Consider the following 22,497-nt stretch of genomic DNA (forward strand, 5'->3'; position numbering starts at 1 on the left):
CTCAGCCAGCGATCACGTCGAGCTTGGCGATCCCGAGCGCCAGCGTCTTGGCGCCCACGTCACGAAACTGGATCTGCGCTTGTGCATCCTGGCCGGTACCGCTCAGGCCGATGATGGTCCCGTCGCCGAAGCGCGCGTGCCGCACGCCCTGCCCGATCCGGTAATGCCGGTCCCCGACGGTCACGCCCGATGTCACGCCGCGAGGCTGGCGAGGCGAAATGGTGCCGGTGGGCTTGCGGCCGAAGGCATCGCGGTCGGCGCCGCGCCAGTCCCTGCCGGCGGCGCCATAGTCATCGCCCATGCCGGCGCGCGGGGTCAGCCATTTCAGGTGCTGTTCCGGGATTTCGCCCAGGAAGCGCGAACGCATGGCATAGCGCGTCTGGCCGTGCAGCATGCGGCTCTGCGCCAGGCTCAGGTACAACCTTTCGCGCGCCCGCGTGATCGCCACGTACATCAGCCGCCGCTCTTCTTCCAGGCCGGCTTGTTCGAGCACGCTGTTTTCATGGGGAAACAGGCCTTCTTCCAGGCCTGTGATGAAGACGGCATCGAACTCCAGCCCCTTGGCTGCGTGCACCGTCATCATCTGGACGGCGTCCTGGCCTGCCTGCGCCTGATTGTCGCCCGCTTCCAGCGCGGCATGGGACAGGAAGGCCGCCAGCGGGGTCAGGTTTTCGCCGGGTGGGGCGAAGGCCGGATCAGCGCCAGCCGTAGCGGGTGTCATGGCGTCCTGGAACGCAGCCAGATCGGCAACCGGTTCACGTTGCGCGGGCACGCCGGCGGGCAAGCCGTCGAAATTCTCCTCGGTCGAGAACACCGCCGCGGCGTTGACCAATTCGTTCAGGTTCTCTATGCGCTCCGTGCCTTCTTTTTCGCCACGGTAGTGTTCGATGAGCCCGCTGGCTTCCAACACGTGCTCGACCATTTCGGGCAAGGGCAGCTCGCGCGTGTCGTCCGCCATGCGGCCGATCAGCGTGGCGAACTGCGCCAGGTTGGCGCCGCCCTTGCCCGCCACGCGGGCGACGGCCCCATACAGGCTGGTGTCGTGGGCGCGCGCGGCGTCCGCCAATTGTTCCAGCGTGCGGGCGCCTATGCCCCGCGCCGGAAAATTGACCACCCGCATCCACGACGTATCGTCATGCGGGTTGGCGATCAGGCGCAGATATGCGAGTGCGTGCTTGATTTCCTGGCGTTCGAAAAAGCGCAGGCCACCGTAGACCTTGTAGGGAATGCCGGCGGAAAACAAGGCATGTTCCAGCACGCGCGACTGCGCGTTGCTGCGGTATAGCACGGCGATTTCCCGACGCGCGCGGCCATCGTTGACCAACGCGCGGATCTCATCGACGACCCATTGCGCTTCCATGCCGTCGGACGGTTGTTCGATGACACGGACCGGTTCGCCTTCGCCCTGCTCCGTCCACAGGTTCTTGCCCAGCCGTCCGCTGTTGTGGTCGATCAGCGCATTGGCCGCGTCCAGGATATGCCCATAGGAACGGTAGTTCTGTTCAAGGCGTATGACCGTACCGTGGGCATAGTCGCGTTCGAAATCGGCCATGTTGCCGACGTTCGCGCCGCGGAAAGCGTAGATGGACTGGTCATCGTCGCCGACGGCGAAGATATACGCGCCACCGCCCGCAAGCAGCCGCAGCCACTTGTACTGCAGCGTGTTGGTGTCCTGGAATTCGTCCACCAGGATGTGGCGGAACCGGCGTTGGTAATGTTCCCGCACCGGCGCATTGCGCGACAGCAGCTCGTAGGCGCGCAGCAGCAGCTCGGGAAAATCGACCACCCCTTCGCGCTGGCACTGCGCTTCGTACAGTTGGTAGATTTCGATCAGGCGCCGCCGGTGGCTATCCCAGGCTTCGAGCTCGCCGGGACGCTGGCCTTCTTCCTTGGCGCCATTGATGAAGCGCTGCACGTCGCGCGGCGGGTATTTTTCATCATCGATGCCGTTGGCCTTGAGCAGCCGCTTGATCGCCGCCAGCTGGTCGGCGGTGTCGAGGATCTGGAAGGCCTGCGGCAGGCCGGCATCGCGGTGATGGGCACGCAGCAGCCGATTGCACAGGCCGTGGAAAGTGCCGACCCACAAACCGCGCGTATCGATAGGCAGGATCGCCGTGATCCGCGCCAGCATCTCGCGCGCCGCTTTGTTGGTGAAGGTGACGGCCAGCAGCGCGTAGGGACTGGCCAGGCCATTCTGGATGAGCCACGCCATGCGCGTGGTCAATACACGCGTTTTACCGCTGCCTGCCCCGGCCAGGACCAGGGCATGCTGCGGCTCGAGCGTAACAGCGGCGCGTTGTTCGGGATTTAACTTATCGATCATGCCGCATAGCGGCGGAGTCGGTCGGCGAACTGCTCCAGCCCTTCAATTCCGCTCTGCTGCGCCCGCTGGCACCAGGCCTGCAGATGGCTCAGCAGTTGTTCGCTGCTGGCGCTGGAGCTTTCCCACAAACGACCCAGTTCGCGACGCATCTGCACCAGCGTCGACAGCGACTGGCTGCCGGCGATCGCCTGGTCCACCTGGGCGACCTGCTCCGGTTGCAGCGCATCTTCAGAGCGATGCAGCCAGCGGCGCACGCGGCGCAGCGTGGACCAGCGGCACTCCGCGCTGTCAGGCGAACGCGACGTCTTGAGCTTGGCCAGTTCCTGGCGCGCGGCGCTCTTGATGATGTCGCCGTAGCGCGCCATGACTTCGTAACGGTGCGTGATCACGCCCTGCAGCGTGCTGAGATCCACCATGGGCTTGTTGGATGCCAGCTTAAGCTTGGGAGCGACCTTCTTGACCTTGGCCAGCCCGACGAACTGCAGGATGCGGATGTAGCCCCAGCCGATGTCGAACTCGTACCACTTGGCCGAAAACTTGGCGGATGTCCCGTAGGCGTGGTGGTTGTTGTGCAGCTCTTCACCACCGATGATGATGCCCCAGGGAAACACGTTGGTGCTGGTGTCCGGGCTGGCGTAATTGCGATAGCCCCAATAGTGGCCGATGCCGTTGACGACGCCGGCGGCCCAGAAGGGAATCCAGGCCATCTGCACGGCCCACACGGTCAGGCCGACAGCGCCGAACATGGCGATGTCCAGGGCCAGCATGATCATTACGCCCAACAGGCTGTGGCGCGCGTAGATATTGCGTTCGAGCCAGTCGTCCGGCGTACCGTGGCCGAACTTGGCCATGGTTTCGGCGTTGGTGGCTTCTTCGCGATACAGCTCGGCGCCGCGGAACAATACTTTCCAGATGCCGAACAGTATGGGCGAATGCGGATCGCCTTCGCGTTCGCATTTCGCGTGGTGCTTACGATGGATGGCGACCCACTCCTTGGTCACCATGCCGGTGGTCAGCCACAACCACAAGCGGAAGAAGTGCATGACCGCCGGATGCAGGTCCAGCCCGCGGTGGGCCTGGCTGCGGTGCAGGAAAACCGTGACTGCTACGATAGTGACGTGGGTGGCCACCAGCGTGAAAATAACGATCTGCCACCACGAAGCATGCAGGAAACCGCCTGCGGCGAAGGAAAGGATGTGATCCATATAGGGCGTAAAGACCTCGGCTGAAAAGCTACGTCAAGAGTTTAGCGTACCTTGCGCCCTTATGACAGCACGCGAGTTTGACCAAACACACTTGAAATTCCTGCAAAATTGTTGTTCGCCCCATCTTCTGTGCTCATCTTGACTCCTCTTTCAACGACCAGGCCCCCGCGCGCCCTGGGGAACGCGTTAAACGCCGGGGTGGCCGCCCCGAGGGCGGGAGCGGCCGGCGGCTGGCGCGCGCGGGCGGCACGTTACTTTTCCGCCACAACCCTTGCCCTGCTGGCCGGCCTGCCCGCCGCGCCCCGCGCGGAGGCCAGCCAGCGCAACAGCTGGACGGTCGGCGCTGGCAGCACCACGGTGCTGGCCGAATACTACGAAATCCAGGAATCCGATTGCCGGGCGATGCGCGCCCCGCCGGTCATCGTGAAGACGCGTCCCGCCCAGGGAAAACTGGTTATCAACACGACCATGGGCCAGGCCGACAAGCCGGCCAAATGCCGGCACGTGCAGGTACCGGTGACGCGGGTGCTCTACCATGCCGGAGCCCAGCCCGGGCGTGACGCCGTGGGCTGGGAGATTTTCTTCCAGTCGCGCGAGCTGGGGACCCGGGCCCTCCAGGGGACGGTGACCGTTACGGGGCGTCAGGCGCCTGGCCCGACGCCGGGTCAGCCGCCGGGTCGCTGACAGCGGCTCGCCCCGCCTCGGGTTCCAGGTCCGCCTCCAAGGGCTCGGCGACGACCGTGCCGGCGGTGGACTCCCCTGGCGATCGGGCCTCGCCCGTGGGTTCCTGCTCCCCGGCGGTGGCCTGCGCGGCTGCCGCGGGCCCCTTCCTGCGCTCGAACACGGCAGCGAAAAACCCGTCCGTGCCATGCACGTCCGGTCGCAACTGCATATAGGGACCGGTCAGGTTCAGGCCTTCGCAACGCGCGTTGATCAAGGCGGCGGCGTCCACTTGCTCGAAATCGGGATGGGTCGCCAGGAAAACCTCGGCCTGGGCTTCGTTTTCCTCCGGCAACAGGCTGCAGGTGGCATACACCAGCCGCCCGCCCGGCGCGACGCAACGGGCCGCGGCGGTCAGGATGCGCGCCTGCAGCACACCCAGCTCCTGCAGCGCCTCCGGGTGCTGGCGCCATTTCAGATCGGGATTGCGCCGCAGGGTCCCGATTCCGCTGCATGGCGCGTCCACCAGTACGCGCTGCGCCTTGCCGGCCAGGCGCTTGACGCGGGTATCGTTCTCGCTGTCAATGACGACCGGCACCACGTTGGACAGCCCGCTGCGAGCGAAGCGCGGCTTGGCCCGCGCCAGGCGCGCGGCCGAGACGTCGAAGGCGTACAGGCGGCCCGTCGAACGCATCAAGGCGCCCAACAGCAGGGTTTTGCCACCGGCGCCGGCGCAGAAATCGATGATCATCTCGCCGCGGCGCGGCGCCATGAGCAGGGCCAGCAGCTGGCTGCCCTCGTCCTGCACCTCGATGTCACCGGCCTCGAATTGCGGCCAGCGGTTTACCGGCGGCCGTCCGGCCAGCCGGATGCCCCAGGGAGAAAACGGCATGGCCCGGGGCTGGTAGCGCGCGGCCGGACCGTCGTTCAATCCGCGCAGGACGGCGTCGCGATCGGCTTTCAGCGGATTGACGCGTAGGTCCAGCGGGGCGGGACGATTCAAGGCGTCGACGAGCGCATCGGCATTCTCGTAGGCGCCCAGGCGCTCGTCGAGCCAGTCGGGCAGGCTGGCGCGCACGGCGCGCGGCAGGGTGGCCGGATCGATCAACAGTACGTGGTCGAGCCAATCGTTTTCCTCCGGCGCCAGAGCGTCGCGCAGGGACTCGCGCCCAAGCGTGGCCGCCAGGCCGAGTATCGCCAGGCGACGCGCCGCCGCGCCCACGCCGGTTTCCGCCAGCCGGCGATAGCGCCGCAGATTGCGCAGTACGTCGTAAGCGGCCTCGGATACCTCGGCCCTGTCGCGCCCGCCCAATGCAGGATGGGCCCGCAGCCAATGCGTCAACACCGCGTCCGCGGGGTGCGCCCACTGCAGCATTTCGCCCAGTACCTGCTGGACCTGGCCCAGCCGGACGGCGGCGAACGACGGGCGGGGGCGATCGGCCCCACCCGCCCGCTGCGCCGGGGGTTTCGCGCCTGCGCGATGCGGTTTCTTCATGTCGATTCCCTGGCGGGCCGTGGGCCCGCCGATAAAAGTTCGTTCAGTTTGCCGGCGCATCGCCGGCCACGTACATCAATTCGCCGGCGCGTCGCCGGCCGACCACATATAGAGGCGAGGAGGATCCCCCTGCACGACCACGCGGTGATCCGGCGTCAGGCTGACCCGGCCTTCCGACAGCCAGCGCACCGCCGCGGGAAACACGCGATGTTCCATGCCGAGTACGCGTTCGGCCAGACTTTCCGGGGTGTCCCCGCTCAGCACCGGCACGCAGGCCTGGGCGATGATCGGGCCGTGATCCAGCAGCGGCGTGACGAAGTGCACCGTGCAGCCATGGACCTGGACACCGGTGGCCAACGCCTGCCCGTGGGTATGCAGCCCGGGGAAAGCCGGCAGCAGCGATGGATGGATATTGACCAGCCGTTCCGCGTAGTGATTGACGAAACCGGGGGTAAGCACGCGCATGAAGCCCGCCAGGATCACATAGTCGGGACGATGCCGGTCGATCTCTTCCGCCAGCGCGGCGTCGAATGCTTCCCGGCCGGCGTAATCGCGATGGTAAACCGATGCGACCGGGATGCCGGCCTCGCGCGCCCACTGCAGGCCGGGGGCGTCAGGCCGGCTGGCAATGACAGCGGCGATTTCCGCCGGCCAGTTTTCCTGCCTGCAGGCCTGGACCAGGGCTTGCATATTGCTGCCGCGACCCGAAATTAGAATAACGAGCCGCCGCCGGCCCGGAGATGAAGCTGCCAAGATAGAAGTTCCACAGGAAAAAGAGCAAGCCCGGGCAAAATTGTAAACTCTCGTCCGTGAAACCCGCGCTGCATATCTTCCGCTCCCTTCCCCCGCCAGGCGCCCGCCGTCCCTGCGCCCTGACCATCGGCAACTTCGACGGGGTGCACCGCGGACACCAGGCCATGCTGGCGCGCGTGCGCGCCGCCGCCCGCGGCCGCGACCTGGTGCCGGCGGTCATGACCTTCGAACCGCATCCGCGCGAATATTTCGCCGCGCTGAATCAGCGTCCCGAACTGGCCCCGACCCGGATTACCGGCCTGCGCGACAAGCTGGATGCGCTGGCGCGGTTCGGCATCGAGCAGGTGGTGGTCGAACGCTTCAATGCGCGCCTGGCCGATATGGCGCCCGAGGTGTTCATCGAGCGCCTGCTGGTGCGCGGGCTGGGCGCGCGCTGGATCCTGGTCGGTCCGGACTTCCGCTTCGGCCGCAAGCGCAGCGGCGATATCGAATTGCTGCGCCAGGCGGGCAAGGCGCATGGCTTCGAAGTGGAAACGCTGGAAGACATCACCGACGCGCATGGCCACCGGATCTCCAGTTCCGAGGTCCGCACCGCCCTGGCGGTAGGCGATCTGGCGCGCGCCCAGGATCTGCTGGGGCACCCCTATCATTTGAGCGGACACGTCGTGCATGGCCGCAAGCTGGGCCGCACGCTGGGATTCCCCACGCTGAACGTACGGGTTACGCCGCGCTGCGCGGCCCGTTCCGGTATCTACGTCGTGCGCGTGCATGGCCTGGCCGCGCATCCGCTGCCGGCGGTCGCCAGCCTGGGGGTGCGGCCCACTGTGGAAAACCATGGCCGGGTGCTGCTGGAAGCCCATTTGCTGGACGTCCCCGCCCTGGATGCATACGGTAAACTCGTACGGATCGAGTTCCTGCAACAGCTGCGGGACGAAGAAAAGTTTCCCGACCTCCCCACCCTGACAGCCGCCATCGCCGAAGACGCGCGAAACGCGCGCGCCTATTTTGCCGTTCATGGACTATAAAAAGACGCTCAACCTGCCCGACACCTCCTTTCCGATGCGGGGCGACCTTGCGAAGCGCGAGCCCGCCTGGATCGCCGAATGGGAGGAAAACCACGTCTACCAGGCCATCCGCGCCGCCAGCAAGGGGCGCCCGCGCTTCGTGCTGCACGACGGGCCGCCCTATGCGAACGGCGACATACACATCGGTCACGCGGTCAACAAGATTCTGAAGGACATGATCCTGAAGAGCCGCAACATGGCCGGCTACGACGCGCACTATGTGCCGGGCTGGGACTGCCACGGCATGCCGATCGAAATCCAGATCGAAAAGAAATACGGCAAGAATCTGCCGGTGGCGGAAATGCAGTCCAAGGCGCGCGCCTATGCCCTGGAGCAGATCGAGCGGCAGAAAAAGGACTTCAAGCGGCTGGGCGTGCTGGGCCAGTGGGACCGCCCGTACATGACCATGGCTTTCCGCAACGAGGCCAATGAGATCCGCGCCCTGGCGCGCATCATGGAAAAGGGCTATGTGTTCCGCGGCCTGAAGCCGGTGAACTGGTGCTTCGACTGCGGCTCGGCGCTGGCCGAAGCCGAAGTCGAATACGCGGACCGCGTCGACCCGGCGGTGGACGTGGCTTTTCCCTTCGCGGACAAGCCGGCGCTTGCGCGCGCCTTCGGCCTGCCGTCGGTGGACGACGGCGCCATCGTGATCTGGACGACCACGCCCTGGACGATCCCGTCGAACCAGGCGCTGAACCTGCATCCCGAGATTGAATACGCGCTGGTGCGGCTGTCCGCCCCCCGGGCCACCGGCCCCCGGGCCACCGGCCCCCTGCTGCTGCTGGCCGCGGAACGCGTCGAAGCCTGTCTCAAGCACTGGGAACTGGAAGGCGAGATCATCGCCACCACCCGCGGCGAGGCCCTGGCGGGATTGACCTTCCATCATCCGCTTTCGCGCGCGGACGCGGGCTACGATCGCCTGTCGCCCATCTACCTCGGCGACTACGTCACCCTCGATACCGGCACCGGCGTCGTCCATTCCGCGCCGGCCTACGGTATTGAAGACTTCATCTCCTGCAAGACGCATGGCATGACCGATGACGCCATGCTGAGCCCGGTGATGGGCGATGGACGCTATGCGTCCACCCTGCCGCTGTTCGGCGGGCTGAGCATCTGGGATGCCAATCCCAAAATCATCGAAGCCCTGCGCGAAGCCGGCACGCTGCTGCATAGCGAAAAGCACAAGCACAGCTACATGCATTGCTGGCGCCACAAGACGCCCATCATCTATCGCGCCACCAACCAATGGTTCGCCGGCATGGACATCGCGCCGCGCGATGGCGGACCGACGCTGCGCGAATCCGCGCTGGCGGGTGTCGACGCCACGCGCTTCTATCCCGCATGGGGCCGCGCGCGCCTGCACGCGATGATCGCCAACCGGCCGGACTGGACCTTGTCGCGCCAGCGCCAGTGGGGCGTGCCGATGGCCTTTTTCGTGCACAAGGAAACGGGACAGCTGCACCCGCGGACGGTGGAGCTGCTGGAAGAGGTCGCGCGGCGCGTCGAACAAGGCGGCATCGAGACCTGGCAATCGCTGGATCCGCGCGAACTGCTGGGCGACGAGGCGGAACTCTATGAAAAGAGCCGCGATACCCTGGACGTATGGTTCGATTCCGGCACCACGCACTTCACGGTGCTGGGCGGCAAGGACGCCACCCAATCCGGTTCACACGGCGAAGAGCTGGCCTGGCCCGCCGACCTGTACCTGGAAGGCTCGGACCAGCATCGCGGCTGGTTCCACTCCTCGCTGCTGACCGGCTGCATGCTGTATGGCCGGCCGCCCTACAACGCGCTGCTGACGCACGGTTTCGTGGTCGACGGCCAGGGCCGCAAGATGAGCAAGTCGGTGGGCAATGTCATCGCCCCGCAGAAGGTCTCCGACTCCCTGGGCGCGGAAATCCTGCGCCTGTGGGTGGCGTCGACCGATTATTCGGGCGAGCTGTCGATTTCCGATGAGATTCTCAAGCGGGTGGTGGAAAGCTACCGGCGCATCCGCAACACGCTGCGCTTCCTGCTGGCCAACCTGGCTGATTTCGACGCGGTTTCCATGATGGTGCCGTATGCGGAACGCCTGGAGATCGATCGCTACGCGCTCGCCATGACCGCGCGCATGCAGCAGGAAATCGTCGACTGCTACGAGAAATACGACTTCCATCCCGCGGTATCGCGGCTGCAGAACTTCTGCTCCGAAGACCTGGGCGCCTTCTATCTGGACGTGTTGAAGGACCGCCTGTACACCACGGGCGCCACCAGCCTGGCGCGCCGCTCCGCGCAAAGCACGCTGCTGGAGATCACCCAGACCCTGGTGAAACTGATGGCTCCCGTGCTGTCGTTCACGGCCGAAGAAGCCTGGAAGGAATTGACCGGCAGCGCGCTCAAGCATCAGGCCGATGTGTCGCGCGCGACGGTGTTCGCGGAAGTCTTCCAGTCCCTGCCGCCGCTGGCCGAAGGCGACCCGCTGCCGGCAAAGTGGGACCGGCTGCGCGCCATACGCGCGGAAGTCATGCGCAAGCTGGAAGAAGTGCGCAGCGGCGGCGGCATCGGTTCCTCGCTGCAGGCGGAGATCGACATCACGGCTTCCGGCGACGACCTGGCCGCCCTGCAAAGCCTGGGCGACGATCTGCGATTCGTTTTGATCGTTTCGCGCGCGACGGTGCATGCCGGCACGGGCGAGCTGCAAATCGCCATCGTGCCCTCGTCGCACAGGAAATGCGAGCGCTGCTGGCACTGGCGCGCGGACGTCGGCACGGATCCGGAGCACCCGGAAATCTGCGGGCGCTGCGTCAGCAACCTGTTCGGTTCCGGCGAGGCGCGCGATCATGCTTGACGCCGGGGACCGCGTCGCCACGGCGCCCGCGGCGCGGCCTGTCCAGGGTCGCGGGGCGGGATTCTGGCTCGTCCTGGCCGCCGTTATCGTCATCCTGGACCAGGCCGCCAAGCTGTATTTCAATGGCAGCTACACCTACGGGCAGCGCGTCAACATCCTGCCGGTGTTCGACTTCACACTGGTATACAACCGCGGCGCCGCCTTCAGCTTCCTGGCCGACAAGACCGGCTGGCAACGCTGGTTCTTCACTGTGCTGGGGGTCGGCGCGGCCGCCGTCATCACATGGATCCTGGCGCGCCAGGGCCGCCGGGCGCAGCCGCGCTTCGCGCTGGCGCTGGCCTTGATCATGGGCGGCGCGCTGGGCAACGTGATCGACCGGATAGCCTACGGCCACGTCGTCGATTTCCTGCTTTTCTACTGGAAGGACTGGTACTACCCGGCCTTCAACCTGGCCGACGTCGCCATCACCTGCGGCGCCATCCTGCTGGTCCTGGACGAACTGCTGCGGATGCGCAAACCCGCTTAGCGCGTGTTTGCGTACCGCTCCGTTGCAGGCCCTTCTGGCGTCAACCGGCTGCGGTCGCGCATAATGGCCCAGTCTCTCCTACCCGCGGTTTCCTCCTCATGCTCGATCTCGCCCGCAAACGTATCGTCCTAGGCATGTCGGGTGGCATCGCCTGCTACAAGATCGCCGAGCTCGTGCGCCGGCTGACGGAACAAGGCGCGGCCATCGACGTCGTCATGACGGACGCAGCCACGCATTTCATTACGCCGGTCACCATGCAGGCCCTGTCGGGCCGCCCCGTTTACGTCAGCGAATGGGATGCGCGCATGGACAACAATATGGCGCACATCAATCTGACCCGCGGCGCGGACGCCGTGCTGGTGGCGCCGGCCAGCGCCGATTTCATCGCCAAACTGGCGCACGGCATGGCCAACGATCTGCTCTCCACGCTATGCCTGGCGCGCAGCTGTCCGCTGCTGATCGTACCGGCGATGAACCGCGAGATGTGGGCGAATCGCGCCACGCAGCGCAACGCCGGGCAGTTGCGCGAAGACGGTATCGAGATCCTGGGCCCGGCCGCGGGCGACCAGGCATGCGGCGAAATCGGCGACGGGCGCATGCTGGAGCCGCATGAGATCCTGGCCGACGTCATCGCCTTCTTCCAACCGAAAACGCTGGCCGGCAAGCATGTGCTGCTGACGGCCGGCCCCACCGTCGAACCGATCGACCCGGTGCGCGTCATCAGCAACCGCTCGTCCGGCAAGACCGGCTATGCGATCGCCCGCGCCGCGCGCGAAGCGGGGGCGCGCGTTACCCTGGTGTCGGGGCCGACCGCCCTACCCGCGCCGCGCGGGGTGGACGTCCATTCCGTACAGACCGCGCGCCAGATGCATGCGGCGGTCATGGCGCAAGCGCATCAGGCGGACGTTTTCATCGCAGTGGCGGCCGTCGCCGATTGGCGCGTGAAAAATGCCAGCGATCAAAAATTGAAGAAAGACGATACGGGTGGCGGCGCGCCACAACTCGAATTCGAACCGAATCCCGACATCCTGGCCGAGGTCGCCGCCTTGGACAACGGCCCGTGGTGCGTGGGTTTCGCGGCGGAAACCCAGGACCTGGACCGGCACGCGGAGGCCAAGCGCCGCCGCAAGGGGATCCCACTGCTGGTCGGGAATCTGGCGCATCGTGTCATGGACCTGGACGATACCGAGCTCGTGCTGTTCGACGAAAACGGCGCACATCCCCTCCCCCCCGCGGCCAAGCTGGACGCGGCGCGGCGCCTCATCGCGGAAATCGCCGCCCGGCTGCCCGGCTGAACGGGGCGCCGGCTATTCGGCCTGGACGGTGCGGCGAGCCCAGGCGTCCAGCGGCAGGGGCGGGTGCGGTTCGATGATGCGGCCCAGGATCTGGCGCAGTTCGGGCCAACCGCCTCGACTGCTCGGCCAGCGGCTGGGCAGCACGACGCGCCAGCCCGACCGCGGCGCGCCTTGCGCCATGACGAAACGGAAAGTGTAGTAGCCCGGCATGCCCATGCGCAGGTCCGTGACGACCAGATTGCCGGCGATGGCGTCATAGCGCAGCCAGCCATCAGTGAACCACTCCAGCCGGGCCAGCAAGGGGTCGGGGGGCACTTCGCGCCGCAAGCCAAGATTGAACGGCTGGCGCAGCTGTTCCGGATCGCCGCGGTCGAAAACACTGGTCACGGTTTCATAATACGTATCGTCCGGCCCGCGCGCGATGACACGCCAAAGCAGGCTGTTCAAGGGCATGGGCGCGGAAAACAGCGCGCTGGCGCGCTCGCCCCGCGCCGCCAGCGCGGTCCGGACGTGCTGCTCCACCATGCTCTTCGCGGCCAGCGTCCACGCCAGGTAAACCGCGGCGAAACCCAGCGCCCCGCCGCGCAGGCGGCTGACACGTTCGCCCCAGGCCAGGTTGGCCAGGAAGGCAATCAACAAGGGGAGCGTGAATATCGGATCGATGATGAAGATGCTGGAAATACTCACCGGTTGCAGCGGCAAGGGCCAGAAAAGCTGCGTCCCGTAGGTCGTCATCGCGTCCAGCAGCGGATGCGTGATCAGCACCAGCCACAAGGTCAGGAAGAGCCGTCCGGCGCTATAAGGCGCGGCGGGCCAGCGGCGCCGCACCAGCCATGCGAGCACGCCGGCCAGGCCCGTCAGCACGAAGATGGAGTGGGAGAAGCCCCGGTGATACGTCATCAAGGAAACGGGATCGGGGTACGGCACGAAGACGTCCAGATCCGGCAAGGTGGCCAGCACGGCGCCATACAGCAGCGCCTTGCGTCCCTGCACGCGCCCCATCAGCGCGGCCTGGATACTGCCCCCCATTACGACGTGCGTCAGCGAATCCATGTCTGCGTATCATTCCTTTGGACTGATGCCCGGCGCCGCCCCGCGCGGCCGCCGATGCACAAGGTAAGATACCGCATCCGAATGGCGGGGCGCGCATGGACCAATTCGTCGATCAGATTCGAAACTTCATCGAGACCAACCAGGACTGGGCGGGGCCGGTCACCGCCCTCCTGACCATGGCGGAATCGGTGGTCATACTCGGCTTGTTCGTGCCCGCCACAGCGTTGATGCTGATTACCGGCGGACTCGTCGGCAGCGGCTCCCTGGACGGCGTCACCATACTGGCGTGGGGCATCGCGGGGGCCATCATCGGCGACGCCTTGTCGTATTGGCTGGGGCGCGGCGTGGGCCCGCGGGTCTTGCGCCGCTGGCCGCTCAGCAACCACCGCCCTGCCGTGGCGCGCGCGCGCCTGTTCTTTTCGCGCTATGGCTTTGCTTCCGTGCTGGCTGGCCGTTTCATGGGCCCCATACGCAGCACCATTCCCACCGTCGCCGGTGTCATGGGCATGAGCCACGCCCGATTCCAGGCGGCCAACGTCCTGTCGGCCGCGTTGTGGATGCCCGCCATGCTGGCGCCCGGCTACCTGACCATGCGCAATGTCGACGACATCTCGGGCGCGAGCCACGTCGGCATGGTAATCGGCACGGCCATCTCGATTCTGTTGGGCGTATGGCTGCTGTGCATGGTCCTGCGCAAGCGTCGCGTACCGGCCGCCAGCCGCCGGACACGGGGCTAGGAGCTTGCATGGCCATCGATGGCGAGCCCAAGGACGGCGACTACGTCCGCTATGTCGAGCAATTGATCAACCGCGGCCAGGCGGCGCCGGGGGCCCAAACGCCCGCCACGCCGCCCGTGGGCGTCGCGCCTCCCGTGGGCACCCAGCAGGCCGGCAACCCCACGCTTGCAACGCGCGCTTCCGCGCGTCGCGGCGCATTTGCCGTGACTATCGTGGCATTGGCCATCGCATGGCAGGCGGTACGCATGCTGTTCGAGGCCCTGCACCGGCCGGGATTCGACCCACAAGACCTGGCGCCGGTGGCTTTTCTGATCATCTTCGCCGGCCTGCTTTGGCGCGCGGCCCGCGTCCAGCGCAAGCGCGCCGGGCAGCCGATGACACCGTTACCCCCGCTGACCACCATATCCAAGAACGGCCCAGGCAACACGGGCCGTTGATTTCCTGCCGCCGCCATAGCGGACGGTCTTGCCTTCCTGCATCCTATCCAATGAAATCCGTCGCCCTGAAGATCCTCGATGAACGCATGCGCGAATTCCTGCCCGCCTACGCCACGCCCGGCGCAGCCGGCCTGGACCTGCGTGCCTGCCTGGAAAGCCCGCTGACGCTGGAACCTGGCGCAACCGCGCTGGTGCCGACCGGACTGGCCATCCATATCGGCGACCCTGGCTACGCGGCCATGATCCTGCCTCGCTCCGGACTTGGCCACAAACATGGGATCGTGCTGGGCAATCTGGTCGGCCTGATCGACTCGGACTATCAGGGTCAGTTGATGGTGTCGACCTGGAACCGCGGCGACACCGCATTCACGCTGCAGCCCATGGACCGGTTGGCGCAAATGGTCATCGTGCCCGTGGCGCAGGTGGCGTTTGAAGTGGTGGGGGATTTCCAGGCCTCCGACCGCGGCGCCGGCGGCTTCGGCAGCACCGGCCGCGGCTAGGCGCGGCCGGCTAGGCGCGGGCCAACAGGGGCCGCCGGCCAAGCGACCAGGCGGCCCGGCGGCCTTATCGCTGCCCGAAGCTGGCGTCGACGAACAGATCCTTCAGTTCGCGCGGCTGGGAACGCCAGTATTGCTTGGGCGCATGCACATGCTGGCCCAGTTCCGCGGCGGCGTGCCATGGCCAGCGGGGGTTGTAGAGCATGCCCCTGGCCAGCGACACCATGTCGGCCTGCCCCTTCTCGATAATCTCGTTCGCCTGCTCTGGCTCGGTGATCAGGCCGACGGCCATGGTCGGCAGCCCCGTCTCGCGCTTGACGCGCTCGGCGAATGGCACCTGGTAGCCAGGCCCCAGCGCGATCTTCTGTGCCGGCGACATGCCCCCTGAGGACACGTCGATATAGTGACAGCCGCGCGCCTTCAGGGCGTGCGCGAACGCGACCGTCTGTTCGATATCCCACCCGCCGTCCACCCAGTCGGTGGCCGACACGCGTACCCCGACCGGCTTGTCGGCGCTGAAAGCCTCGCGCACCGCATCGTAGACCTCCAATGGGAAGCGCATGCGGTTTTCCAGACTGCCGCCGTATTCATCCGTCCGGTGATTCGCGATCGGCGACAGGAACTGGTGCAGCAGGTAGCCATGCGCGGCATGCAGCTGCACGGTGTCGAATCCCAGGCGGTCGGCACGGCGAGCCGCCTGGACGAATGCGTCCTTGACGCGCCGCAAACCGGCGCGGTCCAGGGCATGAGGCGGCTCTTCGCCCTCCTTGTAGGCCACGGCGGACGGTGCGTCGCATATCCATCCGCCCTGTGTGGACGGCACCTGATTACCGCCCTCCCAAGGGGTGCGGCTGGATGCCTTGCGGCCGGCGTGCGCCAGCTGCATTCCCATATGGATCGTCGAGTACCGGCGTATGGCGTTCATCACCTTGGCGATGGAGGCTTCGGTCTCGTCGTCCCACAAGCCCAGATCGGCCGCGGTGATACGGCCGCCGGGCTCCACCGCGGTGGCTTCGGTGAACAACAGGCCGGCCCCCGACAGGGCAAGGTGACCCAGATGGATCATGTGCCAATCCGTCGCCTTGCCGTTTTCGGCCGAGTATTCACACATGGGCGCGATGATGATGCGGTTGGCAAGCTGAAGCCGTCCCAGCGAGACGGGAGAAAAAAGCGTGGTCATGCGAGCTCCGTACGGGAAGGATCCAACGGTTATACCGCAGGCCCCCCGATGAGCCGCTGAAGCCCCTACGGCGGGTCCGGGCGGCGCCGGGCATAAGTCCTGCGTTCGGGACGCCAGCGGGATAACGATCGATAGTTCTTACCTAATAGGCCCCTAGTATCAATTTATTTGACCAGTAGGCCAGCAATATCGACAATAAGAACCATTCTCACAAGGAAGCACCATGACAGAGCTGATCTACGCAATATCGGGCGGCAAAGCGGCCCTGCAGCAAGGCGGTAAAGTGCCGACCGGATTGCGCCGCCTGATCGGCTCGGGACTGCTCGTGGCCGTGGGGTATATCGACCCGGGCAATTGGGCAACCGATATTGCGGGCGGCAGCCGCTTCGGCTATCACCTGTTGATGGTCGTATTCATGGCGGCCTTTCTGGCATTGGGCTTCCAGATCCTGGTTTCCCGGCTGGCGCTGGCCACGGGCCAGGACCTGGCCGCGCTGACCGTGCGCTATCTTCCTCGCCCGCTGGCGCGCGCGGCCTGGCTGGCGGGAGAAGCGGCCATTCTGGCGACGGCGCTGGCCGAGCTGATCGGCGGCGCCATCGCGCTGCGGCTGCTTTTCGGCATTCCCTTGACGGCGGGCGTCGCCATGACCGGCGCGGGCACTTATGCTGTTCTGCTGTTCGCCCGCAATAACGCCGAGCGTCACGAGCGGATCATCGGCGTCTTGCTCGCCATCGTGTCCGTGTCATTCGTATATTTGCTCTTTCGCGCCAACCCCGACTGGACGGCGGTTGGGCAAGGCGCCGCGCAGCCCGGCAACGCCCTGCGCGCGCCGGAAGGCTTTCTGATCGCGCTGGGCATCGTCGGCGCCACCTTGATGCCGCACAACCTGTATCTGCATTCGGGCGAATTGGCCGAACGCGGCCGCGACCTGCCCAGCGCGCTGCGCGGCGCGGCGATGCGGGTGGCGCGCAGCGACACCGTGTTCTCGCTGGGCATCGCTACTTTGATCAATGCGGCCATCATGATCGTCGCGGCGGCTTCCTTGTCCGGCTTCGGCCTTGAAGTAACCAGCCTGGACCAGGCCCATGCCGTGATCGGCAAGACCCTGGGCGTCGGGGCCGCGATCGTATTCGCCGTTGCCCTCTATGCCGCCGGGCAAAGCTCGACCATCACCGGCGTGCTGGCGGGCAAGGTCCTGTCCAACGGATTCAGCACAGGCGGCTGGTCTGACCGCAAACGTGCGCTGGTGACGCGGGCCGTTGCCGGCGCGGCCGCCCTGGGCATGCTGGCCTATACCGGCGGGCAGAATCCCGATCAGTTGCTGGTGATCAGCCAGGTGATACTGAGCCTGGCCCTGCCCTTCGCACTGGTGCCCTTGGTAATGCTGGCCGTGCGGCCCGACGTGATGGGCGCGTACGCGCTACGCGGAATCTGGCGCGTGCTTGCGGTGACCGCTACCGCCGGGATCATCGCGCTGGATGCCTATCTGCTGGTGATACAGGCCGTGCAGGGCTGATACGGTGAAATGGGCGCCGGTGCTTCGATGCATCGGCGCCCTGCCCTTTTCGCTGTCCGGTCTTTACGGCTATACGGTTTCCAGTTCACCCAGATAGGCCGCGCGCACCTTAGGATCGTTGAGAAAGGACCGCGCCGGGCCAGACAGCGTCAATTCACCCGACTCCATCACATAGCCGCGCTGACTGTATTCCAGCGCGAGGCGCGCATTCTGCTCGATGAGCAGGATGGTGACCCCCTCGGAGGCGATGGCGGAGACGACTTCGAACACCTTCTCCACCATGAGCGGCGCCAGCCCCATCGACGGTTCGTCCAGCAGCAGCAGCTTGGGGCGGGCGATCATCGCGCGTCCCAGGGCAACCATCTGCTGTTCCCCCCCCGACAAGGTACCGGCGGCCTGCTTGCGCCTTTCCGCCAAGCGCGGGAATTGCTCGAAGACCTTGTCGAGGTCGGCGCGTATGCCCGCCGCGTCGCGCCGCACGTACGCGCCCATCGCCAGGTTTTCCTCGATGGTCAGCTGGCCGAAAATACCGCGACCTTCGGGCACCATGACCAGGCCCTCGCGCACCAGCTCGTGCGAGCGTCGTCCCTGGATCGGCGCCCCTTGATAAAGCACTTGGCCACCGGCCACCGGGATAAGGCCGCAGATCGCGCGCAAGGTAGAGCTTTTGCCCGCCCCGTTCGCGCCTATCAGGCAGACGAGTTCGCCCGGATTCACCACCAGGTTGACGCCGCGTACCGCACGGATACCGCCGTATGCGACCTGCAAATCACGCAGCTCCAGCAAAGGTGTCTGGCTCATGCCGCTGCCTCCTGCGCCGCGCCGACGCCTAGATACGCTTCGATCACCTTGGGATTGCGCTGCACGTCCGCCGGCTTGCCCATGGCCAGGACCTTCCCGTACTCCAGGACCAGCACCCGATCGCACAACCCCATCACCAGCTTCATGTCGTGCTCGATCAGCAGCACCGTTACGCCATCGGCGCGGATCTTTTCGATAAGCCTGCGCAGCACGACGGTTTCCGAGGCGTTCATGCCGGCAGCGGGCTCGTCCAAGGCCAGCAGACGGGGTTCGGTGGCGAGCGCGCGCGCGATCTCCAGACGCCGTTGATCCCCATACGACAGGGACTTGGCGATGTCATTGGCGCGTGTGGCGATGCCCGTATATTCCAGCAAGGCGTGCGCGCGCGCTTCGATCGCGGCTTCTTCCGTACGCGTGCGGCGATTGCGCAGCACCGCGCCGACCAGGCCGGCGCGGGTCCGGACGTGGCGGCCGATCATGACGTTTTCCAGCGCGGTCAGATTGGCGAACAGGCGGATGTTCTGGAACGTGCGCGCCATGCCCAGGGCGGCGATCTCATGCGGTTTCGCGCCCACCAGGTTTTCGCCGGCGAACACGCATTGCCCGGCTTCCGGCACGTACAAGCCCGTCAGCACATTGAACAAGGTCGTCTTGCCGGCGCCGTTGGGGCCGATCAAGCCGTAGATTTCGCCGCTGCGGATGTCGAAGCTGACGTCCGACAGCGCCTGCAGGCCGCCGAAGCGTTTGCCCAGTCCGCGGGCCTCGAGCAAGGTAGCGTTCATGCCTGGCCTCCTTGTGCCGGACGGCTGAGTTCACGCTTGCGTACCGACGATGGCCACAAGCCGGCGGGGCGGAACAGCATTACGCAGACCATGGCGAGGCCGAACAGCAGCATGCGTATGGCTTCCGGATCGACGACGACGTCCCCGAAGATCGCCTGCTGGGCCGGGACGATGACGGCGCGCAGGAACTCGGGAAACACCGCCAGGATCACGGAACCCAGAATGACGCCGGGAATATGGCCCATCCCGCCCAGTACCACCATGCACAGCACCGAGATCGACTCGGTCAGGCTGAAGCTTTCGGGACTGACGAAGCCTTGCATCGACGCGAACAAGGCACCCGCCACGCCGCCGAACGACGCGCCCATCGCGAAGGCCAGCAGTTTGATGTTGCGGGTATTGATGCCCATGGCCTTGGCCGCGACTTCGTCTTCGCGTATGGCTTCCCAGGCGCGGCCGATGCGCGAATTCTGCAGGCGCACGCATACGAAGATGATCAGCAAGGTCAGCAGAAGCAGCAGGTAGTAGTACTTCTCGGGCCCGGTCACGCGTATGCCGAAGAGCGTTTCCGTCCGGTTGAAGGCGAAGCCGGCCACGCGGAAAGGATCCACCCGGTTCACCCCCTGCGGGCCGTTGGTGATGTTGATCGGCGCATTCAGGTTATTGAGGAACACCCGGATGATTTCACCGAAGCCCAGCGTAACGATGGCAAGGTAATCCCCTCGCAGCCTGAGCGTAGGCGCGCCCAGCAGTACGCCGAACAGGCAGGCCAGCGCGATGCTGAGCGGCAGGATGGCCCAGAACGGCAGGTGCAGGCCGAAATGCGGCGACGCCAGCAAGGCCCAGGTATACGCGCCGACGGCATAGAAAGCGATATACCCGAGGTCCAGCAGGCCGGCGAACCCGACCACGATATTCAGGCCCAGCGAGAGCATCACATACAGCAACGCGAAGTTCAGTATGCGCACCCAGCTTTGGCCCGCCATGCCCAGCACGAAGGGCAGGACGGCCAGCGCGATCGCCACGATCGCCATGCCCATCCAGGCGGCCGGCGATACGCGGCCGCGTGCAGCGATAGTTGTCATGCCCGATCTCCCACGCGTTCGCCCAACAAACCGGAGGGACGGAAAATCAGCACCAGCACCAGCACCAGGAAGGCAAACACGTCCTGGTAGTTGCTACCCATGAAGCCGCCAGTCAGGTCGCCGATGTACCCGGCGCCCAAGGCTTCGATCACGCCCAGCAATATGCCGCCGAACATGGCCCCGGCCAGATTGCCAATGCCGCCCAGCACGGCCGCGGTGAAGGCCTTCAGGCCCAGCATGAAGCCCATCGTATAGTGCGCCACGCCGTAGTAAGTCGTGACCATCATCCCGGCCACCGCCGCCAGCGCCGAACCGATCAGGAAGGCCGCGGAAATGACCGTATTGATGTTCACGCCCATCAGGCCAGCGACTTCGCGGTTCTGCGCGGTGGCGCGCATGGCGGTACCCAGCCGCGTCCTGTGAACCAGCAGCAACAGCCCGGCCATCATCAGCGCCGCGATGACGATAATGGCGATCTGCAGCGTGCTGATGCGCGCGCCGTCGATCTGGAACACCCTTGGTTCGAGTATCTGGGGGAAATGCGCATAGTCGCGGCCCCATATCATCATGGCCACGTTCTGCAGGATGATCGATATGCCGATGGCCGTGATCAAGGCCGCCAGCCGCGGCGCCCGCCGCAGGGGACGATAGGCGACTCTTTCCGCCAGCCAGCCCAAGCCCATACAGACCGGCACCGCGCAGATCGCGCCGGCGCCCAATATCAGCCAGGGCGACATGCCGGGATTCGCGCCAACCAGCGCCAAGGCAACGGAGGTCGCCACCATGGCGCCCACCATGACCACGTCGCCGTGGGCGAAATTGATCAGGCCGACAATGCCATACACCATGGTATAGCCCAGCGCGACCAGGGCGTAGACGCTACCCTGGGTCAGGCCGTTGATGAGTTGCTGAATGAAAATATCCATGGAATGCCAGGTGAAACATGAATCGCGCGGACAGGGGATGCCGCGCCTGATAAGCCCCGCGAAGGCGGGGCCGGGCCCGGCATCGCGCCGGGCCATCGCGCTTTATTGCGCCTGACTCACCATGGTCTTGACCATTTCCCACTTGCCGTTCTTGACCTGATAGACGGTCACGGACACTTCCTTGAGATCGCCCTTGGCGTCATAGGCGATGTTCTGGCTGGTCGCGCCGCTGCGGTGCAGCTTGCGCAACATGGGCAGGTACTTCTCCGGCTCCGCGGAGTTTGCCTGTTCCATGGCCGTGATCATGTTCCAGGCGCCGTCATAGGCGTAAGGCGCATAGACGCCGGGGTCCTCCTTGAAGCGCGCCTTGTAGGCCGTCGCGAAGGCCTTGCCGGCCGCCATCTGGTCCAGCGGCACGCCGGCCAGCGACGCATAGGTGCCCTCCGCCGCATCGCCCGCCAGCTTCAGGAAGGTTTCGCTGCGCGTCATCTCGCCGGAGACGAAAGGCATCTTCATGCCCAGGGTCGCCATCTGCCGCTTCATCGGGCCGGATTGCGCGTCGAGCCCGCCGAAGAAGACCGCGTCGGGCGCGACGCCCTTGATGTTGGTCAGGATGGAGGTGAAATCGTTGGCCTTGTCCGTCGTATATTCGCGGCGCACCACTTGGCCGCCCGCGGCTTTCACCGCTTTGTCGACCTGGTCGGCCAGGCCCTGGCCGTAGGACGTCCGGTCGTCGATGATGGCAATCTTCTTGGCATGCAGGTCCTTGACCATGAATTCGCCGACGGCAGCGCCCTGCTGCGTGTCGCTGGTCATCATGCGGAAGGTATTGTCGTAGCCCTGGTTGGTGTATTCCGGGGCCGTGCCCATGGCGATCTGCACGAGGCCGGCGTCATGGTAGACCTGCGATGCGGGAATCGTCGTGCCGGAATTGAAGTGCCCAAGGACGCCGTCGACATCTTCGTCGACCAGTTGCTGGGCCACCGTGACGGCGGTGCGCGGGTCGGCTTGGTCGTCCTTGGAGATGAGCACGAATTTGGCGGTCTTGCCGTCGAGCTTGATGCCCTTCTTGTTTGCCTCCTCGATAGCCAGGATCAGACCGTTCTGCATATCCTGGCCGTAGTGCGCCTGGGGACCCGTCAGCGGACCGGCATAGCCCAGCTTGACTTCCTGGTCAGCCGCGTGAGCGGCGCCGGCCATGCAGAATCCGGCGGCGACTGCCACGGCGAGCGATCGTATTGTTGTCTTAAAGCGCATCTGTTCCTCCTCGTAGGATAAGGCTTTGAGATCGGGCGGGATGATTTCCCGCCGTCCTTGCCGGCGCGGCTCGCGGAT

The 22,497-nt window shown here is 65.8% G+C and carries 20 protein-coding genes; 9 read left to right on the forward strand and 11 right to left on the reverse strand.

Annotated elements, in window-relative coordinates:
* Position 1 precedes the first annotated feature (1 nt).
* Complete coding sequence (locus ACNA0R_RS05170) at positions 2-2,323, reverse strand: UvrD-helicase domain-containing protein (protein WP_415824870.1); 2,322 nt, start codon at positions 2,321-2,323, stop codon at positions 2-4.
* Positions 2,320-3,528, reverse strand: a complete 1,209-nt coding sequence (locus tag ACNA0R_RS05175) for a DesA family fatty acid desaturase (RefSeq protein WP_415824871.1) — start codon at positions 3,526-3,528, stop codon at positions 2,320-2,322. The genes ACNA0R_RS05170 and ACNA0R_RS05175 overlap by 4 nt, the downstream gene beginning before the upstream one ends.
* Before the next feature lie 198 nt (positions 3,529-3,726).
* Here ACNA0R_RS05175 and ACNA0R_RS05180 point away from each other — a divergent pair, with 198 nt between their 5' ends.
* On the forward strand, positions 3,727-4,212 hold the full coding sequence (locus ACNA0R_RS05180) for a hypothetical protein (RefSeq protein ID WP_415824872.1): 486 nt from the start codon (positions 3,727-3,729) through the stop codon (positions 4,210-4,212).
* Here the strand turns inward: ACNA0R_RS05180 and ACNA0R_RS05185 are convergent.
* A complete protein-coding gene (locus ACNA0R_RS05185; protein ID WP_415825026.1) occupies positions 4,160-5,563 on the reverse strand; it encodes an RsmB/NOP family class I SAM-dependent RNA methyltransferase in 1,404 nt (467 codons plus the stop codon). The genes ACNA0R_RS05180 and ACNA0R_RS05185 overlap by 53 nt on opposite strands.
* Before the next feature lie 195 nt (positions 5,564-5,758).
* Positions 5,759-6,373 carry a phosphoribosylglycinamide formyltransferase gene (gene purN / locus ACNA0R_RS05190; protein ID WP_415824873.1) on the reverse strand — a complete coding sequence of 205 codons (615 nt, stop codon included), beginning with the start codon at positions 6,371-6,373 and terminating at the stop codon, positions 5,759-5,761.
* A 119-nt stretch (positions 6,374-6,492) separates the two neighbouring features.
* Here purN and ACNA0R_RS05195 point away from each other — a divergent pair, with 119 nt between their 5' ends.
* The 4 genes from ACNA0R_RS05195 to coaBC all read left to right on the forward strand — a co-directional run bounded on the left by ACNA0R_RS05195 (position 6,493) and on the right by coaBC (position 12,148).
* Positions 6,493-7,461: a bifunctional riboflavin kinase/FAD synthetase gene (locus tag ACNA0R_RS05195; protein ID WP_415824874.1), complete on the forward strand. Its 969-nt coding sequence runs from the start codon at positions 6,493-6,495 to the stop codon at positions 7,459-7,461.
* Complete coding sequence (gene ileS, locus ACNA0R_RS05200) at positions 7,451-10,327, forward strand: isoleucine--tRNA ligase (protein WP_415824875.1); 2,877 nt, start codon at positions 7,451-7,453, stop codon at positions 10,325-10,327. Before ACNA0R_RS05195 ends, ileS begins: the two co-directional genes overlap by 11 nt.
* Complete coding sequence (lspA, locus tag ACNA0R_RS05205) at positions 10,320-10,853, forward strand: signal peptidase II (RefSeq protein WP_415824876.1); 534 nt, start codon at positions 10,320-10,322, stop codon at positions 10,851-10,853. The genes ileS and lspA overlap by 8 nt, the downstream gene beginning before the upstream one ends.
* Before the next feature lie 98 nt (positions 10,854-10,951).
* Positions 10,952-12,148, forward strand: coding sequence for a bifunctional phosphopantothenoylcysteine decarboxylase/phosphopantothenate--cysteine ligase CoaBC (coaBC, locus tag ACNA0R_RS05210; protein WP_415824877.1), 1,197 nt, complete (start codon positions 10,952-10,954; stop codon positions 12,146-12,148).
* 12 nt (positions 12,149-12,160) lie between these two features.
* Here the strand turns inward: coaBC and ACNA0R_RS05215 are convergent, their stop codons facing one another.
* Entirely contained in the window at positions 12,161-13,201 is a 1,041-nt protein-coding gene (locus tag ACNA0R_RS05215) for a metal-dependent hydrolase (protein WP_415824878.1), read from the reverse strand.
* A gap of 95 nt (positions 13,202-13,296) precedes the next feature.
* Here ACNA0R_RS05215 and ACNA0R_RS05220 point away from each other — a divergent pair, with 95 nt between their 5' ends.
* From ACNA0R_RS05220 to dut, 3 genes are read left to right on the forward strand one after another with little or no spacing between them, the layout of a single operon-like run.
* Positions 13,297-13,938 (forward strand): DedA family protein, encoded by a 642-nt coding sequence (locus ACNA0R_RS05220; protein WP_415824879.1) that lies wholly within the window; start codon positions 13,297-13,299, stop codon positions 13,936-13,938.
* A gap of 8 nt (positions 13,939-13,946) precedes the next feature.
* Positions 13,947-14,375, forward strand: coding sequence for a hypothetical protein (locus tag ACNA0R_RS05225; protein WP_415824880.1), 429 nt, complete (start codon positions 13,947-13,949; stop codon positions 14,373-14,375).
* A gap of 50 nt (positions 14,376-14,425) precedes the next feature.
* Positions 14,426-14,875, forward strand: a complete 450-nt coding sequence (gene dut, locus ACNA0R_RS05230) for a dUTP diphosphatase (protein WP_415824881.1) — start codon at positions 14,426-14,428, stop codon at positions 14,873-14,875.
* A 64-nt stretch (positions 14,876-14,939) separates the two neighbouring features.
* On the opposite strand, the gene ACNA0R_RS05235 is transcribed toward dut, so the two are convergent.
* Complete coding sequence (locus ACNA0R_RS05235) at positions 14,940-16,052, reverse strand: NADH:flavin oxidoreductase/NADH oxidase (RefSeq protein ID WP_415824882.1); 1,113 nt, start codon at positions 16,050-16,052, stop codon at positions 14,940-14,942.
* A gap of 223 nt (positions 16,053-16,275) precedes the next feature.
* On the opposite strand from ACNA0R_RS05235, the gene ACNA0R_RS05240 reads away from it, so the two are divergent.
* Positions 16,276-17,568 (forward strand): Nramp family divalent metal transporter, encoded by a 1,293-nt coding sequence (locus ACNA0R_RS05240; RefSeq protein ID WP_415824883.1) that lies wholly within the window; start codon positions 16,276-16,278, stop codon positions 17,566-17,568.
* 69 nt (positions 17,569-17,637) lie between these two features.
* Here ACNA0R_RS05240 and ACNA0R_RS05245 read toward each other — a convergent pair whose 3' ends face one another.
* The 5 genes from ACNA0R_RS05245 to ACNA0R_RS05265 all read right to left on the reverse strand — a co-directional run bounded on the left by ACNA0R_RS05245 (position 17,638) and on the right by ACNA0R_RS05265 (position 22,419).
* A complete protein-coding gene (locus ACNA0R_RS05245) occupies positions 17,638-18,369 on the reverse strand; it encodes an ABC transporter ATP-binding protein (RefSeq protein WP_415824884.1) in 732 nt (243 codons plus the stop codon).
* Positions 18,366-19,151 carry an ABC transporter ATP-binding protein gene (locus tag ACNA0R_RS05250; RefSeq protein ID WP_415824885.1) on the reverse strand — a complete coding sequence of 262 codons (786 nt, stop codon included), beginning with the start codon at positions 19,149-19,151 and terminating at the stop codon, positions 18,366-18,368. The genes ACNA0R_RS05245 and ACNA0R_RS05250 overlap by 4 nt, the downstream gene beginning before the upstream one ends.
* Positions 19,148-20,191: an ABC transporter permease subunit gene (locus tag ACNA0R_RS05255; protein ID WP_415825027.1), complete on the reverse strand. Its 1,044-nt coding sequence runs from the start codon at positions 20,189-20,191 to the stop codon at positions 19,148-19,150. The genes ACNA0R_RS05250 and ACNA0R_RS05255 overlap by 4 nt, the downstream gene beginning before the upstream one ends.
* Positions 20,192-20,232: 41 nt before the next feature.
* The gene (locus ACNA0R_RS05260; protein WP_415824886.1) at positions 20,233-21,162 is read right to left on the reverse strand and encodes a branched-chain amino acid ABC transporter permease; all 930 of its coding nucleotides are present in this window, start codon (positions 21,160-21,162) and stop codon (positions 20,233-20,235) included.
* 102 nt (positions 21,163-21,264) lie between these two features.
* Positions 21,265-22,419: a branched-chain amino acid ABC transporter substrate-binding protein gene (locus ACNA0R_RS05265; RefSeq protein WP_415824887.1), complete on the reverse strand. Its 1,155-nt coding sequence runs from the start codon at positions 22,417-22,419 to the stop codon at positions 21,265-21,267.
* Positions 22,420-22,497 lie beyond the last annotated feature (78 nt).

Origin of the sequence: Bordetella sputigena, from assembly GCF_965137885.1 — a bacterium.
Classification (GTDB): domain Bacteria; phylum Pseudomonadota; class Gammaproteobacteria; order Burkholderiales; family Burkholderiaceae_B; genus Bordetella_C; species Bordetella_C sputigena.